The sequence below is a fragment of the Streptomyces gottesmaniae genome (assembly GCF_031845845.1).
Classification (GTDB): Bacteria; Actinomycetota; Actinomycetes; order Streptomycetales; family Streptomycetaceae; genus Streptomyces; species Streptomyces akebiae.
Window position 1 is genome coordinate 23,183 of record NZ_JAVRFJ010000047.1, and the last position, 15,639, is coordinate 38,821.

Annotated in this window: 15 protein-coding genes; 6 read left to right on the forward strand and 9 right to left on the reverse strand. The window is 70.9% G+C overall.

The features are described 5' to 3' along the window. The first annotated feature begins 11 nt into the window (after positions 1-11). The 4 genes from RM704_RS37885 to RM704_RS37900 all read left to right on the forward strand — a co-directional run bounded on the left by RM704_RS37885 (position 12) and on the right by RM704_RS37900 (position 3,039). On the forward strand, positions 12-800 hold the full coding sequence (locus tag RM704_RS37885) for an ABC transporter ATP-binding protein (protein ID WP_033527577.1): 789 nt from the start codon (positions 12-14) through the stop codon (positions 798-800). Continuing rightward, positions 787-1,701 (forward strand): ABC transporter permease, encoded by a 915-nt coding sequence (locus RM704_RS37890; RefSeq protein WP_033527578.1) that lies wholly within the window; start codon positions 787-789, stop codon positions 1,699-1,701. The genes RM704_RS37885 and RM704_RS37890 overlap by 14 nt, the downstream gene beginning before the upstream one ends. A 5-nt stretch (positions 1,702-1,706) precedes the next feature. After that, a complete protein-coding gene (locus RM704_RS37895; protein ID WP_033527579.1) occupies positions 1,707-2,450 on the forward strand; it encodes a sirohydrochlorin chelatase in 744 nt (247 codons plus the stop codon). A 142-nt stretch (positions 2,451-2,592) separates the two neighbouring features. Then, positions 2,593-3,039: a hypothetical protein gene (locus tag RM704_RS37900; RefSeq protein ID WP_033527580.1), complete on the forward strand. Its 447-nt coding sequence runs from the start codon at positions 2,593-2,595 to the stop codon at positions 3,037-3,039. Positions 3,040-3,084: 45 nt separating this feature from the next. Here RM704_RS37900 and RM704_RS37905 read toward each other — a convergent pair whose 3' ends face one another. After that, positions 3,085-3,633 (reverse strand): DUF1697 domain-containing protein, encoded by a 549-nt coding sequence (locus RM704_RS37905; protein ID WP_033527581.1) that lies wholly within the window; start codon positions 3,631-3,633, stop codon positions 3,085-3,087. Positions 3,634-3,869: 236 nt separating this feature from the next. Here RM704_RS37905 and RM704_RS37910 point away from each other — a divergent pair, with 236 nt between their 5' ends. Further along, positions 3,870-6,143: an MMPL family transporter gene (locus RM704_RS37910; protein ID WP_033527593.1), complete on the forward strand. Its 2,274-nt coding sequence runs from the start codon at positions 3,870-3,872 to the stop codon at positions 6,141-6,143. A gap of 86 nt (positions 6,144-6,229) precedes the next feature. Here RM704_RS37910 and RM704_RS37915 read toward each other — a convergent pair whose 3' ends face one another. The 5 genes from RM704_RS37915 to RM704_RS37935 form a co-directional block, all read right to left on the reverse strand. Further along, positions 6,230-7,174 carry a CDP-alcohol phosphatidyltransferase family protein gene (locus RM704_RS37915; protein ID WP_033527582.1) on the reverse strand — a complete coding sequence of 315 codons (945 nt, stop codon included), beginning with the start codon at positions 7,172-7,174 and terminating at the stop codon, positions 6,230-6,232. Between the two features lie 218 nt (positions 7,175-7,392). Further along, positions 7,393-8,583 carry a macrolide-inactivating glycosyltransferase gene (gene mgt, locus RM704_RS37920; RefSeq protein ID WP_033527583.1) on the reverse strand — a complete coding sequence of 397 codons (1,191 nt, stop codon included), beginning with the start codon at positions 8,581-8,583 and terminating at the stop codon, positions 7,393-7,395. A 237-nt stretch (positions 8,584-8,820) separates the two neighbouring features. Next, positions 8,821-10,104 (reverse strand): ABC transporter substrate-binding protein, encoded by a 1,284-nt coding sequence (locus RM704_RS37925; protein ID WP_033527584.1) that lies wholly within the window; start codon positions 10,102-10,104, stop codon positions 8,821-8,823. Next, positions 10,104-10,937 carry a carbohydrate ABC transporter permease gene (locus RM704_RS37930; RefSeq protein ID WP_033527585.1) on the reverse strand — a complete coding sequence of 278 codons (834 nt, stop codon included), beginning with the start codon at positions 10,935-10,937 and terminating at the stop codon, positions 10,104-10,106. Before RM704_RS37930 ends, RM704_RS37925 begins: the two co-directional genes overlap by 1 nt. Beyond that, positions 10,934-11,881, reverse strand: coding sequence for a carbohydrate ABC transporter permease (locus tag RM704_RS37935; RefSeq protein WP_033527586.1), 948 nt, complete (start codon positions 11,879-11,881; stop codon positions 10,934-10,936). Before RM704_RS37935 ends, RM704_RS37930 begins: the two co-directional genes overlap by 4 nt. Positions 11,882-12,024: 143 nt before the next feature. Between RM704_RS37935 and RM704_RS37940 the strand changes: the two genes are divergently transcribed. Beyond that, entirely contained in the window at positions 12,025-12,888 is an 864-nt protein-coding gene (locus RM704_RS37940; protein WP_033527587.1) for a phosphotransferase enzyme family protein, read from the forward strand. Positions 12,889-12,906: 18 nt separating this feature from the next. Here RM704_RS37940 and RM704_RS37945 read toward each other — a convergent pair whose 3' ends face one another. The 3 genes from RM704_RS37945 to RM704_RS37955 form a co-directional block, all read right to left on the reverse strand. Further along, positions 12,907-13,392 carry a GNAT family N-acetyltransferase gene (locus tag RM704_RS37945; protein WP_033527588.1) on the reverse strand — a complete coding sequence of 162 codons (486 nt, stop codon included), beginning with the start codon at positions 13,390-13,392 and terminating at the stop codon, positions 12,907-12,909. Then, positions 13,389-14,111, reverse strand: a complete 723-nt coding sequence (locus tag RM704_RS37950; protein WP_033527589.1) for a 3'-5' exonuclease — start codon at positions 14,109-14,111, stop codon at positions 13,389-13,391. The genes RM704_RS37945 and RM704_RS37950 overlap by 4 nt, the downstream gene beginning before the upstream one ends. A gap of 127 nt (positions 14,112-14,238) precedes the next feature. Next, positions 14,239-15,486: a DUF5919 domain-containing protein gene (locus RM704_RS37955; protein WP_033527594.1), complete on the reverse strand. Its 1,248-nt coding sequence runs from the start codon at positions 15,484-15,486 to the stop codon at positions 14,239-14,241. Positions 15,487-15,639 lie beyond the last annotated feature (153 nt).

Here is a 15,639-nt window from a genome sequence, read left to right on the forward strand (position 1 = left end):
AGGTGACGACCATGGCCACCGCACTCGCCAAGGCCGCCGACGGCACTGAGGCCGTCGAGCACGCCGCCCGTATCGAGCACGTATCGAAGTCCTTCGCCGGGCCGACCGGGCAGCAGCTGGTGCTCGACGACATCACCCTTGATGTCGCTCCGGGCGAGTTCGTCACCCTTCTGGGGGCCTCGGGCTGCGGCAAGTCCACACTGCTGAACCTGGTGGCGGGGCTCGACGCCCCGTCCCAGGGCAGCATCACGACCGACGGGCGCCCCGCTCTGATGTTCCAGGAGCACGCCCTGTTCCCGTGGCTGACCGCGGGCAAGAACATCGAACTCGCCCTGAAGCTCAGGGGGGTTCCGAAGAACGAGCGGCGCGAGCGCGCCGAGGACCTGCTCTCGCTGGTCCGGCTGAAGGGCGCGTACGGCAAGCGGGTGCACGAGCTGTCCGGCGGTATGCGTCAGCGGGTGGCGCTGGCGCGGGCCCTCGGCCAGGAGAGCAAGCTCCTGCTGATGGACGAGCCGTTCGCGGCGCTCGACGCGATCACCCGGGACGTGCTGCACGACGAGCTGACCCGGATCTGGGAGGAGACGCAGCTCTCCGTCCTGTTCGTCACGCACAACGTGCGCGAGGCGGTGCGCCTCGCGCAGCGCGTCGTGCTGCTGTCCTCGCGCCCGGGCCGGATCGCCCGGGAGTGGCGGGTCGACATCCCGCAGCCCCGCCGTATCGAGGACGCTCCGGTGGCGGAGCTGTCCCTGGAGATCACCGATGTCCTTCGTGAGGAGATCCGCCGTCATGGCCAGCAGTGAGACGAGGGCGACGGACAGGATCGACGCCCCGGCCGCCGACAAGGACCGGCTCGGGGCGGTGGAGGCGGGCCTCGACGCCCTGGAGACGCCCGGCACCGGCCGGCCTCCCTTCAGCCAGACGTTCCGGCAGAAGATCGTGCCGCCGATCACCGCGGTCCTGCTGGTGCTCGCGGTGTGGCAGGGGCTGGTGTCGTTCGGCGTCGTCACCGACCCGGGCAAGCTGCCCCCGCCGTCCGCCGTATGGGACGCGGCGGAGCAGGCCTGGCTGGAAGGCAAGCTGCTCGGCTACATCTGGACGAGTGTCTCGCGTGGCCTGTTCGGCTTCCTGATCGCGCTGGCGATCGGCACGCCGCTCGGCATCCTGGTCGCCCGGGTGCGGTTCGTGCGGGCGGCGATCGGTCCGATCCTCTCCGGTCTGCAGTCGCTGCCGTCGGTGGCGTGGGTGCCGCCGGCCGTGGTCTGGCTGAGCCTGAGCGACCAGATGATGTACGCGGTGATCCTGCTCGGCGCGGTTCCCTCGATCGCCAACGGTCTGGTCTCCGGCATCGACCAGGTGCCCCCGCTGTATCTGCGGGCGGGCCGCACCCTGGGCGCCACCGGGCTCCAGGGCGCCTGGCACATCGTGATGCCGGCCGCGCTGCCCGGTTATCTGGCCGGTCTGAAGCAGGGCTGGGCGTTCTCGTGGCGCTCGCTGATGGCGGCGGAGATCATCGCCAACCACCCCGACCTCGGTGTCGGTCTCGGCCAGTTGCTGGAGAACGGCCGCACCAACATCGACATGGCCACGGTCTTCCTCGCCATCTTCCTGATCCTGCTGGTCGGTATCGCCATCGATCTGCTGATCTTCAGCCCGTTGGAGCGGCGGGTCCTGCGCGGCCGCGGCCTGCTGGTGAAGAGCTGATCCACATGTTCAACGAGCCGGTCCTCCTCGTCATCGCCCACGGCAGCCGCGACCCGCGGCACGCCGCGACCGTGCACGCCCTGGTGGGGCGGGTACGGGCGATGCGCCCCGGGCTGCGTGTGGAGACCGGCTTCCTGGACTTCAACCTCCCCTCGGTCCAGGGGGTGCTGGAGTCGCTGGCGGCGGAGGGCGTACGGGACGTGGTGGCCCTGCCGCTGCTCCTGACCCGCGCCTTCCACGCCAAGGCCGACATCCCGACGGTCCTGCGCGAGGCACCACCGGGTCTGCACGTCCGCCAGGCGGAGGTGCTCGGCCCGTCCCCCCTGCTGCTGTCGGCCCTCGAACGCCGGCTGTACGAGGCGGGGCTGAGCCCCGCCGACAAGTCCTCGACCGGGGTCGTGCTGGCCTCGGCGGGGTCCACCGACCCGGAGGCGATCGCGGTGATCGCAGACATCGCGCGGGAGTGGCGGCACACCGGTTGGTGCGCCGTGCGGCCCGCGTTCGCCTCCGCATCCCTCCCCCGCACGGAGGACGCCGTACGGGAGCTGCGGGCGCTCGGCTGCGCCCGGGTGGCCGTGGCGCCGTACGTCATCGCGCCCGGCCGGCTGCCGGACCGGATCGTCGCCGGCGCGGACGAGGCGGGCGCGGACGTGCTGGCCGAGGTGCTCGGCCCCGCCCCCGAACTGGCCGCGCTGCTGCTGCGCCGGTACGCCGGCGCGCTCCGGCAGGGGCAGCTCACCGCGGCCTGAACCGCCGTCGGCGTCCCCGGGCCCTGCCCTTTCGGACACTGCCTCTTGGGTCACTTTCGCCTCAGATGCACCTCAACTCCCTTGTAGCGCACACCCGTCGGGCGACAGGCTGGGTGAGCACCACCAAACGGGAGGAACTGAAGTGCGATTCAAGACCACCGCGGCCACGGCCGTGGCCCTGGCCGCTCTCGCCGGCTCCGCCTCGCCCGTCCTGGCGAGCAGCAGCGTCTCGGCGGACTCCGGCACCGTCACGTCGGCGTCGGCGCAGGCGGCCAAGAAGAAGCTCAAGACCCAGAAGTGCGACGAGCGGCACGATGTGAAGGTCTGCATCACGTACCGCACGAAGGGCAACGCCGGCGCCAGGACCAACCAGTTCGTCGCCTCGGTGAAGAGCTACAACAAGAACTCCTTCAAGGCCCGGCTGACGGTCACCAACCAGAAGACCTGGCACAACGACAAGTACCCGAAGGTCAAGCGGGACGACTACGTCGAGGTCACCAAGAAGACCAAGAAGAACGGCCACGCCTGTGCGGCCCTCTACGTGGGTCCGTCGTCGCACTACCCGGCCTGGATGGCCTGCATCAACTAGTCGTCCGGCGGGGCAAGGCCGACGCGCGTGCCGGCGCCGATCCGGTCAGCCGGCCCGCGTCAGCTCCGCCAGCTTCACCACCGTGTTCCAGTTGCGGGTCGTGGCGGTCAGGCCCTTCAGGAGGCGGGGCTTCGACAGGGCCTCCGCCAGCTTGGAGCGGCCCAGGCCGTCGGGGGCGTACAGGTACAACGCCCGGTCCCCGATCCTGAACTCCTCCGGCAGGAAGGCCGGTGCGTCGATCCCCTCGAAGCGGGTCGCGTCCACGGTCTCCGACAGATACGTCACGTGCAGTTGCCTGCCCTCCAACTCCGCCGCCGGGAACGGGCACGCCTCCCGGACGCCTTCCAGATACGCGTGGTCGCGCACCAGGACGTCCACCGTGAAGCCGAACCGCTTCCCGATGGCCGCCGTGATCTCGGCGGCGAGGGAGTTCTCGTCGCCGTGGTCGCTGGTGAAGACCGCGTTGCCGCTCTGGAGGTAGGTGGCCACACCGTCGTGGCCGAGGCCGGTCAGGAGGGTGCGGAGGTCGGCCATCGGGACCTTCTTGCTGCCACCCACGTTGATCCCGCGCAGGAGCGCCGCGTACGTCGTCATGGGCACACCATAAGCACCGCGGGGCGGGAGCACCCTGAGGGGCGGCCCCGAGAACCCGGGATGGATGTAAGGGGCCACTGTCCTCCCTGGTGCGGAGGGAGCGGGGTCCGAGGGGAGGACCCACAGGCCGTGGGGTTCACCGGACAGCACGACGAGATGCCCTTATCCGGCTCATACCTTCGAAACGAAAGGTGGCGGCAGGGGGTCGCCATCGCATGCGAGGGGGCTGGCCCGACATGGGGAACGGAGAGGTACGGGTGCGGGGGATCGCCGCCCGGGCGGGCGGCTGGAGCGCCCGGCACCGCTGGGCGGCCGTCGGGGTCTGGATGCTGTTCGTCGTCCTGGCGATGGGGATCGGCTCGGCCGTGGGCTCGGTCGAGGTCAAGGACAGCGATCAGCTCAAGGGGGAGACCAGCACGGCGGCCCACATCATCGAGGAGGCCGGGATCGAGGAGCCCGCCGGTGAGACCGTCCTGATCCAGGCGAAGGACGACCGCACCCGGGCCACCGACTCCGCGTTCCGGGCCGCCGTCGACGACGTGATGAAGGCCGTCGAGAAGACCGGTGAGGTCACGGACGTGACCTCACCGTACGACACGCGGACGATCTCGAAGGACGGCCGCAGCGCTCTGGTGCAGTTCGACGTGCGGGGCGCCTCGGACACCGCGGGCGAGCGGATCGAGCCGGTGCTGGAGGCCGTCGCGGACGTCCAGCAGGAGCACGGGACGCTGCGGATCGAGGAGATCGGCGGCGCCTCCATGATGAAGACGTTCGACGACGCCTTCGGGGACGACTTCCGCAAGGCCGAGTACTCGGCCGTGCCGGTGGCGCTCGGCATCCTGCTGATCGCGTTCGGCGCGGTCGTCGCGGCGCTCCTGCCGGTGGCGCTGGCGATCACCGCGATCATCGCGACGATGGGTCTGATGGCCATCGTCAGCCATGTGATCCCGATGAGCGACACCGCCAGCTCCGTGATGCTGCTCGTGGGTCTGGCCGTCGGCGTCGACTACTGCCTGTTCTATCTGCGCCGTGAACGCGAGGAGCGGGCGGCGGGCCGGGACGCGCAGGCCGCGCTGCGGGTGGCCGCCGCGACCAGTGGCCGCGCCATCGTCGTCTCCGGTGTCACGGTGTGCGTGGCGATGGCGGGCATGCTGTTCACGGGGCTCGCCGAGTTCGAGGCGATGGGTCTGGCGTCGCTGATGGTCGTCGCCGTCGCGATGGTCGGTTCGGTCACGGTGCTGCCCGCGCTGCTGTCGCTGCTGGGCGAGCGGGTCGAGAAGGGGCGCATCCCGTTCCTGCACCCGGACAAGCGGCGGGGCAACGGCCGCTCCGGAGGCGGTTCGGAGAGCCGCTTCTGGAACGCCGTCCTGCGGGTCGTGCTGGCCAGGCCGGCGCTGTCGCTGGTCGTGGCGAGCGGCGCGCTGCTCGCCGTAGCGGCGCCTGCGATCGGGATGAAGACGCAGAACCTGACGCTGGACCAGGAGTTCGGCGACTCGTTGCCGATCGTGCAGACCTACAACCGGGTCAACGAGGCCTTCCCCGGAGGTACCGAGCCGGCCGAGGTGGTCGTGAGGGCGAAGGACATCGACGCCCCGGAGGTGCGGGCGGCGCTGGCCGACTTCAAGGAGGAGGCCGTCGCCTCGGGCGCCTCGCGCGGCCCGGTGGAGATCAAGGTGCACGACGCGCGGAACGTGGCGTTCGTGTACGTGCCGCTGGTCGGCGGCTCCGACCAGGACGAGGCGGGCGCGAGCCTGGACAAGCTGCGCGACGAGGTGCGGCCCGCCACGCTCGGCAAGGTCGAGGGGGTCGAGGCGCCGGTCACCGGGCAGGTCGCGGGCAACCAGGACTTCAACGACCAGCTGGTCGGCTCCGTGGTCCCGGTCTTCGCCTTCGTGGTGGTCTTCGCCTTCCTGCTGATGCTGCTGTCGTTCCGCTCGCTGACGATCGCGGCGACCTCGATCATGCTGAACCTGCTGTCGGTGGGCGCCGCGTACGGCATCCTCGTCGCGGTCTTCCAGCACGGCTGGGGCGCCTCGCTGGTGGGCGCGGAAGGCGTGGGCGCCATCATCACCTGGCTGCCGCTGTTCCTGTTCGTGATCCTGTTCGGGCTGTCGATGGACTACCACGTGTTCGTGGTCTCGCGCATCCGTGAGGCGCGGCTGCGGGGGCGTACGACGACGGAGGCGATCCGGCACGGTGTGGTCACCACGGCCGGGGTCGTGACCAGCGCCGCCGTCATCATGGTCGCCGTCTTCGCGATCTTCGGGACGCTGTCCATGCAGTCGATGAAGCAGATGGGTGTGGGCCTCGCGGCCGCCGTCCTCATCGACGCGACGATCATCCGGGGCGTGCTCCTCCCGGCGGTGATGGCGCTGCTCGGCGAGCGCAACTGGTACCTGCCGAAGTGGCTGAACCGGCTGCCGGACCTCACCCACGACGAGTCCCCGGAGCCGGTGGCGCCGGCCGACCGGGACGCGCGGGACGAGCGGGACGAGCGGGTACGGGTCTGATCGGGTCCTGAGCGCGGATGTGGGCCGGGGCGGTGTCACCGCCCCGGCCCACATCCGTGTCCGTGCCCGTGTCCGTGCCCGTCGGTTCAGGCCGCCTTGGCGACGTCCCCCCGGTCGAAGGAGTCGAGGGTACGGGTGAAGTCACGGGTGGAGAGCAACAGCTTGTAGACGATGGCCAGTTCGAAGACGAGCAGCAGGACACCGGAGACGATGGTCGTCGTCATCACCGAGTCGACGATCGGGCCGATCATGAAGACGCCCATCTGGAACTCGATGCCGCTGATCAGGTGGGGGCGGACCCGGTGGCGCAGCAGGAAGGACCGGACGCGCAAGTAGAGGGGGAAGCGGCGGCGGAACTCCTGGTGCAGGTCGACGACCTGGGCCTGCGGCGCGGCCTGGGTGACCTCGGCGGCGGCCGTACGCAGGTCCTGTTCGATGTCGGCCTCGGGGTTCTCGCGCAGCAGGTCCTCCATGAAGGCCAGTTCCCGCTCGTTCTCGGCGCGGCGGGCCTCACGGAGCCGGGCCTTGATCTGCTTGCGCATGGTGTGGCGGACCTTGAAGGTCTCCAGGGAGTTGATGTAGCGCAGCGCGTCGCAGCCGATGACGGCGGCGGCGAGCCAGATGTAGAAGGTCTCCCCCGTGCGCTGGTACTGCCCGGCCATCAGGGCCACCGAGCAGGCCGCGACCCGGACCCGGTCGAAGACGAAGTCGAGCCAGGCCCCGAACACGGACCCCTGGCCGGTGAGGCGGGCGACCTTGCCGTCCATGCAGTCGAGGATGAAGCTCAGGTGGTAGACGACGGCGCCGGCGATCAGCCAGCGCCAGTCACCCAGCGCGAAGAAGGCTGCCGAGACCAGACCCAGCAGGAAGGCGCCCCAGGTCAGCTGGTTGGGCGTGATCCTCGTGTACTTCGCGGTCAGCCGCACCAGGGGTGTGGCGACCGGGTCGACGAGCAGCACGGTCCACCAGGCATCCCGCTTCTTCTGCGTGAGGCGGCGCACTTCCGCGAGGTCGGGTATGTCTCGGCGCATGGGTCAACTTCCTGGCGTTCGAAATGAATTCATCCTCAGCTTGGAAGTCGTTCACCCGAGGCACAAGAACCGCCGGACACAACCTTTCGGAGGGGGTAACGGTCGAACCCGGTAACAGAGTCAGTGCGCGTTCCGTGCGGACCCGGCGTTACCTGAACGTAACCTAAAAAGTGCCGTGATTTCATGGTAAGCGTGGAACCAACCTGCTTGCCCTGCTATCAGGGGGTTGCGAGTTCCGCCTCGATGAGGTCGGCGGCCCGTCGGGTGCCGCCCTCCCCCGCCATCTGCCGCTGGATCTCCTTGAGGCGGCGCGCCACTTCGGGGTCGTCGACGAGGGCGAGGACCGCCTCGCGCAGGGTCTCGGCGGTCGCCTCCTCCCTGGGCAGATGGCGGGCGACACCGAGCGACTGGAGCATCTCGGCGTTGCCGAACTGGTCGACGGCCTGCGGTACGGCGACCATCGGGGTGGCGGTGGCGAGCCCTTCCTGGCTGCCGCCGGCGCCCGCGTGGGTGATGAACGCGTCGGCCTGCCGAAGGACGGCCAGTTGCGGCACCCAGTCCCGGACCTCCACGCGGGCCGGGATCTCCCCCAGCTCCGCCGGGTCGACGTGCCGGCCGACCTGGAGCACCAGATGCCAGCCGGGCAGCTCGCCGAAGGCCCGCACGCACGCGCGGTAGAAGTCCGGCTGCTTGGTGAAGGCCGACCCGAGCGAGACGAGGAGCACCTTCTCCGCGTCGGCCGGCCGCCGCCAGTCGCCCTGCGCCGCACGGTCGCCCTGGCAGGCGCCGACGAAGGTGTAGCGGCTCTCGTCGACCCGGTCGGCGTTCGGCTGGAGCACCTTGGGGATGAGGACGAGGGAGCGGGCGGGCCTGCCGACGAACAGGTCGGGGTGCTCGGTGATCCCGTTCTCCTCCAGCCAGGCCTGGAAGCGGGCGTAGTACGCCTTGCCGCGTTCCGTCCTCTTCGGTTCGGCCCACATGGGCTCGGCGACCTCTTCCTCGTAGCCGGTCCAGGCGACCAGGTTCGGGGAGAGGGAGATCGCCTTGACGCCCCAGCGGTGGGCGAGGACGGCCGCCGGGTACGAGGTGATGTCGTGCAGCACGAGGTCGGGCTCGTCGCCCTCGTAGGCCTCGACGAGCTGCGGCAGGGCCTGGATCGCGTCCTCCAGGAAGGGCTCGACGTTGTCGAGGAGCGTGCTCCCCCATGCCTCGGGGTCGGCGTCGGGGCCGGGCAGTGTCGAGTGCCAGATCTTCGGCTCCGCACCGGTCTCGGCCACCTTCTCCGCGAAGGCCGGCGGGATCGCGTACGTGACCCGGTGACCGCGGGCCACCAGCTCGCGGACCACTTCGAGGCTCGGGTTCACGTGACCGTGGGCGGCGATGGAGAACATGGCGATGTGGGAGGTCATGCGCCGACGGTACGAGAGACGAGACGTCTCGTGCAACTTATTTGGCGATGGCCGTAGGGCGCGTTGCCGGGTGCCGCCCGGTGGGGCTTCTCGCGCAGTTCCCCGCGCCCCTGAAAAGCAGGGGCTGCGCCCGGTGCTTTTCAGGCCCGCAGGGCCTGGTCTCTTGGGGGCGCGGGGAACTGCGCGAGAAGCCCCACGCACCCGCACCCGACAACGCGCCCCACCCGGCCCCCGCCCTCACCGCTGATAGCGCGCCAGCACCAGGTTTCCGTCGTCCTCCAACCGTTCCCGTAGTTCGTCGAGGTCGATGGCGCCGCTGTAGTACTCCTGGTAGGCGGGGGTGGCGACCTTGTCCTTCCACTCCGGGTAGCCGCGCACGGACTGGGCGGGGGCCGGGCGGAGATGGGCGGCGAGGGCGGTGCCGGTGGCCCAGTCGTGCTCGGTGGTGCGCAGGGCGGGATCCTGGAGCGCCTCGGTACCGGTCGGGAGCATCCAGTCGCCGAGAGCGAGGCGGACCATGTTGTCGGGACGCAGGAGGAAGTCGATGAACGCGGTGGCCTCCTCCTTGTGCGGACTGTCCTCCGCGACGGAGAGGGTCTGCGGGCTGACCCCCTGGGTGAGCCCGCCGGCGCCGGCCGGGGCGGGCAGCACCTGCCAGTCGAAGCCCTCCGGGGCCTGCTGGACGATCTGCTGACGGTAGGAGAAGCCGAGCGGGACCATCGCGTACCTGCCGCCGAAGAAACCGGGGAGGGTGTCGGAACCGCCCATGCCGAGGGTGGTGGCGGGCGCGCTCCCGTCGGCGTTCACCCCGTCGCGCACGGTCTTCGGGACGACTGCGTCGGCGCCCCCGAACCGGACCTCGACCTTGCCGTCCGCGTCCCGGTGGAACAGCTGTCCGCCCGCCGAGAGGGAGAGGTTCAGGGTGGCCGACACCGGTTCCTTCAACGGCCAGGCCACGCCGTACTTCCCGGCGCCGCTCAGCTCCTTCGCCACCTCGCGGAACTCCGCCCAGGTCCACGGGTCCTCGGGCGTCGGAAGACGCACGCCGGACTCGCGCAGCCAGCTCGCGTTGGCGATGAGGACCCTCGGTTCCTGGAGGAACGGCACCCCGTAGATCCCCTCGCCGAAGGTCGTCGTCTCCCAGCTGTGGGCCGGGATGTCCGCCCTGAGCCGCTCGGACAGCAGCTCGCGCAGATCGGCGAGGTAGCCGCCGTGGGCGAAGTCCGCGAGGTCGTCGGAGGCGTCGTGGATGATGTCCGGCGCCTCACCGCCCTCGAAGGAGGTGAGCAGCTGGTCGTGGACGCTGTCCCAACTGCCCTGGAGGTACTCGACCTCGACGTCGGGATGGGCGGCGTTCCACTCCGCCACCAGCTCCTTGTTGACGGCGACGGACTCCTCCTGCCAGGCCAGGGACTGGAAGCGCAGGACGATCCGGCCGTCGTCGGAGGGTGCCTCGCCGCCGGTGCAGCCCGCGACGAGGAGACACAGCAGCAGGGCCGCGAGGAGCCGTCGTGCGCGCATCAGTTCTTCACCGCCCCGGCGAGCATGCCGCCCGTGATCCGTTTCTGGATGACCGCGAAGACGACCAACGAGGGCAGCGTCGCGAGGAACGCGGCGGCGGCCAGCGGGCCGAGGTCGGCCACGCCCTCCGCGCCGATGAAGTGGGTGAGGACGACCGGCAGGGTCTGTCTCTCCGGCGTCTTGAGCAGGACCAGCGCGAAGAAGAACTCGTTCCACGCGGTGATGAACGCGAACAGCGCCGTCGCCACGATGCCCGGCGCCAGCAGCGGCGCCGTCACCGACACCAGGGTGCGCAGCCTCCCGGCCCCGTCGACCGCCGCCGCCTCCTCCAACTCGGCGGGCACCGCCCGGACATAGCCGACGAGCATCCACAGCGCGAACGGCAGCGCCCACACCACGTACACCATGATCAGCCCGGGCACGGAGTTGATCAGCCGGAGGTTCTTCAGCACCAGGAAGAGCGGGATGATCACCAGCACGAACGGGAACGCCTGGCTGACCACCACCCAGCCGGTCGCCATCCGCGACAGCTTCGTGCGGTGCCTGGCCATGACGTACGCCATCGGCGTCGCGATCAGCACGGCGACGACGGCCGCGCCGACCGCCGCGACCAGCGAGTTGAGCGCGGCCTGGAGCAGGGGCTGCTCGTCGAAGGCCTGCCGGAAGTTGGCGAGGGTCGGGTCCTTCGGGATCCAGGTCGGGTGGAGGCTGCCCAGTTCGCGGGCGGGTTTGAAGGCGGTGGAGACCAGCCAGAGGAAGGGGAACGCGAGGAAGACGAGATACGCGAGCAGGGCCAGGTACTGGCCGGTGCGCGCCGCCCTGCCGCTCCTCATGCGTCGTCACCCCGCCGCAGTCGACCGACCAGCACGAACGCCAGGACGGTCGAGATCACCGCGACCATCACACAGCCCATCGCCGCCGCGTACCCGAACTGCCCGTAGCGGAAGGCCTCCTCGTAGGCGAAGAGCATCGGCAGGCGGGTACGGCCGCCCGGTCCGCCGTTGGTCAGGACGTAGACCAGGGCGAAGGAGTTGAAGTTCCAGATCAGGTTGAGCGCCGAGATGGCGAGGGCGACGGGTCTGATGGCGGGCCAGGTGACCGTGCGGAAGCGGCGCCAGGCGCCCGCGCCGTCCATCGCGGCGGCCTCGTGCAGTTCGCGCGGGGTGTTCTGCAGAGCGGCGAGGAGGGCGACGGTCGTCTGGGGCATGCCCGCCCAGACGCCGACGAGTATGACGGCGGGGAGCGCGGTGGCCAGTCCGCTCAGCCAGTCGCGGCCGTCGCCCAGGCCCAGGTCGCGGACCGTCTCGTTGAGGATGCCCGCGTCGGGGTTGTAGACGAGCCGCCACATGATGCCGACGACCACCTCCGGCATCGCCCAGGGGATGATCGCGAGCGCCCTCGCCAGCCAGCGCAGCCGCAGCGGCTCGTTGAGCAGGAGAGCGAGGCCGAGGGCGAGCACGAACTGCGGGACGGTCACCCCGACGGCCCACAGCAGACCGATGCGGAAGGAGTCCCAGAAGAGGGTGTCGTGCAGCAGGTCCTGGAAGTTGAGGGTGCCGATCCACCGGGTGGGCTCGGTCCGGCCGGACTGCGCGTCGGTGAACGCCAGCGCGATCCCGTACAGCAGCGGTCCGACGCTGAGCACCAGGACGGGGATGAGCGCGGGCAGCACCAGGAACCAGGCGCCGTGGTCGATCAGGCGCCGGTCCGGGCCGTCCGCCGGAGTGCGTCGCTTGGCCGGTCGCGGGCGTTTCGGCTGCGCGGTCGCCAAGGTCATGTCCGTCATGGTGCTGAGGGCATGACAGGGCGTCAAGGCACCGCGCACCGGGTCCGACCTGTGCGAATGCGAGACTGTCCCCCAGATGGCGTGAACCCGATGCCACGAGCGCGGCGTCGGCGGTACGGACAGGGAGGCGGCGGATGGACGAGGCACGGGCCAGGGAGGTACTGGTCGCGGCCGAGGTGCTGCCCGGCGCGGCCGGCACGGCACGGCTGCTCGCGCTGGGCGAGAACGCGGTGTTCGCCGCCGGTGACCTGGTGGTCAAGGTGGGCCGCGACGCCGAACTCCTCGACCGGGCCCGCCGCGAGCTGGACGTCGCCGCCTGGCTCGCCGAGGCGGGCGTCCCGGCGGTGCGGGCCGCCGAGGCGAAGGCACTGCTGGTGGAGGGACATCCGGTGACGGTGTGGCACCGCCTGCCCGATCCCGTACGCCCCGCCGGACCGCGCGATTTGGCCGAACTCCTTCGGCTGGTCCACGCGCTGCCCACGCCGCCCTTCGACCTGCCCCGCCGTGAGCTCCTCGGCGGCGTGGAGCGCTGGCTGCGCCTCGCCGGTGACGCGATCGACCCGGCGGACGCGGCGTATCTCCGTGAGCGCCGGGACGGGTTCGCGGCGGCCGCGGCCGCACTCACCCCGCACCTGCCACGGGGGCCGATCCACGGCGACGCGCTCCCCCGCAACGTCCACATCGGCCCGGACGGCCCGGTCCTCGTCGACCTGGAGACCTTCTCCGGCGACCTCCGCGAACACGACCTCGTCGTCATGGCCCTCTCCCACGACCGCTACGGCCTGCCGACGCCGGACTACGACGCCTTCACCGCCACGTACGGCTGGGACGTGCGGGAGTGGGAGGGCTGCTCCGTGCTGCGGGGCGCCCGTGAGACGGCGAGTTGCGCCTGGGTGGCCCAGCACGCGCCGAGCAACCCGGCGGCGGCCGCCGAGTTCGAACGCCGCGTCGCCTCGCTGCGCGACGGGGACGAGACGGTCCGCTGGTACCCGTTCTGATCCGGGCTGGCAACCGGCTCAGGCGGCCGGGAGCATGAGCACCACTTCGTCGATCTCGGCGTCGCGGGCCCGGGCGAAGCCCCGGTCCTGGCCGGTGATGACGAAGCCGCACTTCTGCAGGACACGGATCGAGCCGGTGTTGTCGGCGGCCGCACAGGCGTGCAGGGGACGGGTGGGCACGAGGTCGATCAGGGCGGTGAGGGCGGCCGTGGCGATGTTCCGGCCCCAGTGGGCGCGGTCGATCCAGTAGGTGATCTCGCGTTCGTCCGGTGGGCCGAAGACCGCGATCGAGCCGACGACCGCACCGTCGGCGACCACCGTGCGGTTCAGCACCTCGGGGTCGGCGCGGAGCTTCGCCCAGTGGGCGTCGAAGAGCGCCCGGTCGTACTGGTACGCCCCGGTGAAGGCGGCCACCCGCTGTGCCTCGGGATCGGACCAGTGCCTCCAGAAGAACGGCAGGTCGCTGTCGCGTACTTCGCGCAGGGAGATCTCCGTGCCGGTCATACCGTTTCGTCCTCCAGCTCGCGCAGGGGCCAGATCGCGTCCACGGCCGCTTCGGGGTTGCCCTTGCGGCGCAGGAAGGCCTGGAAGTCGGCGGCCCACTCCGCGTACCACTCGATCTGGCGGCGGTGCAGCTCGGCCGGGCCGAGGGCGGCGACCTTCGGGTGGCGCCCGGCTATCGCACGGGCGAGCCGGGCGGCGGCCAGGGCGTCGGCCGAGGCGTCGTGCGCCGCGTCCAGCGGCACGCCGTACTCCCCGCAGACCGCTTCGAGGTTGCGCTTGCCGCGGCGATAGCGGTCCACGGAGCGGTCGATCGTGTACGGGTCGATGACGGGCGCCGGGTCGAGGCCGCCGAGCCGGTCGCGCAGGGACGGCAGGGCGTGCCGGCGCAGCTCGGCGGAGAGCAGGGTCAGATCGAAGGCCGCGTTGTACGCCACGACGGGGACGCCCGTCTTCCAGTAGGAGACGAGGACGTCGGCGATGGCGTCGGCGACCTGGTCGGCGGGTCTGCCCTCGGCCGTCGCACGGGCGTTGGTGATGCCGTGCACCGCCACCGCCTCCGCCGGGATCTCCATGCCGGGGTCGGCGAGCCATTCCCGGTGTCCGACCGGCTCCCCGTCCCTGACCTCGATCACCGCGCCCGTGACGATGCGCGCCTCGCGCGGGTCCGTCCCGGTGGTCTCCAGGTCGAAGCCGATCAGCAGCTGCCGGTGCCAACCCATGCTGGCCCCCCTTCTTGGTGGTGCTTTCCCCCAGTGACGACCACCATCGCATGGGCCACTGACAATCCGAGGACCGCATTCCGCTTCCCCGCGCTCCGGGCCCGTCGGCACGGCGTCGGGGCGCGCTTCACGACACCGGTCGGGAGTCCGCCCACGCCACTTCGAACTCCTCGCGGTATGTATCGAAAAGGCCGACTTCGCCGTTCTCGTCCGCCTTGAGGACCCGGTTGCCGCCGCGCAGGACGAGGACGGGCGCCTCCATGCCCCGGGTGCGCCGCAGATAGGTCTGGACGACCGCGACACCGTCCGTGCCGTCGCCGTCGACGAGGTAGGCGGTGAAGCGCGGGGTCTCGTCGTAGACCTGGATCTCGAAGGCGTCGGGGTCGCGCAGCCGGGAGCGGACCCGGCGCATATGGAGGATGTTCATCTCCACGGCTCGGCTCAACTCACCTCTCTTTATGCCCAGTTCGCGCTCGCGCCGCTTCACGGCGCTGGAGGCGGGGTTGAGAAAGAGCAGCCGCACCCGGCAGCCGGACTCGGCGAGCCGTACCAGCCGCCGCCCGGAGAAGTTCTGCACGAGGAGGTTCAGGCCTATGCCGATGGCGTCGAGGCGGCGGGCACCGCCGAAGAGGTCCTCGGCGGGGAACTGCCGCAGCAGCCGCACCCGGTCGGGATGGACGCCGACGACGTCCGCGTACCGGTCGCCGACGAGGTCCTCGACCGCGTCGACGGGCAGCCTGCGCGCGGAGGGCACGTCGCTGCCGGCTCCCAGGATCTCCAGCAGCTTCGCGGAGGCGCGCTCGGCCTGGGCGAGGACCGCCTCGGAGAGGGCCCGGTTGCGGGAGACGACGTTGCGGGTGACCTCCAGCTCGTCCAGGGCCAGTTCCACGTCGCGCCGCTCGTCGAGGTAGGGCTCGAAGCAGGGCCAGTGCTGCACCATCAGCTCGCGCAGCTGCGGGAGGGTGAGGAAGCTCAGCACGTTGTCGTCGGCGGGGTCGAGCAGATAGCCCTTGCGGCGGCTGACCTCGCGGACCGCGACGGCCCGCTGCACCCACTCCTGTCCGGCGGGTCCGGCGGCGGCGACCACCCAGTCGTCGTGGTGGACGGGCTCGTAGATGGGGCGCAGCACGGCGGCCACCACGGCGCGCAACCGCTGTTCGACGAGGTTCAGCCAGATGTAGGCCCGGCCGGCCCGCTGGGCGCGCGTACGCACTTCGAGCCAGGCGTCGGCGTTCCAGTCCAGTTCCGGGCCGATGGAGCCCCGCTCCATCGGCCGCGCCAGGGACACCGCGCCGGGTGGGACATCTGTGGGGTCCCCCTCGTGACCCGTGTCGCCCGCGTCACCAGGAGGCAACTCCAGCCCTCCCGAGCCCACCCACACACCGCCTTCCGCTCCCCTGAGCTCACCCCTACTCAACGATCAAGGAAGGGTACTCCGGTAGCGGGTGACGATACAGCCGGATGGACAGGTCGTTTCTCAACTACCGCACGTCACTTGGCTGTTCCGGTCAGCCACCGCCCGAGGAGT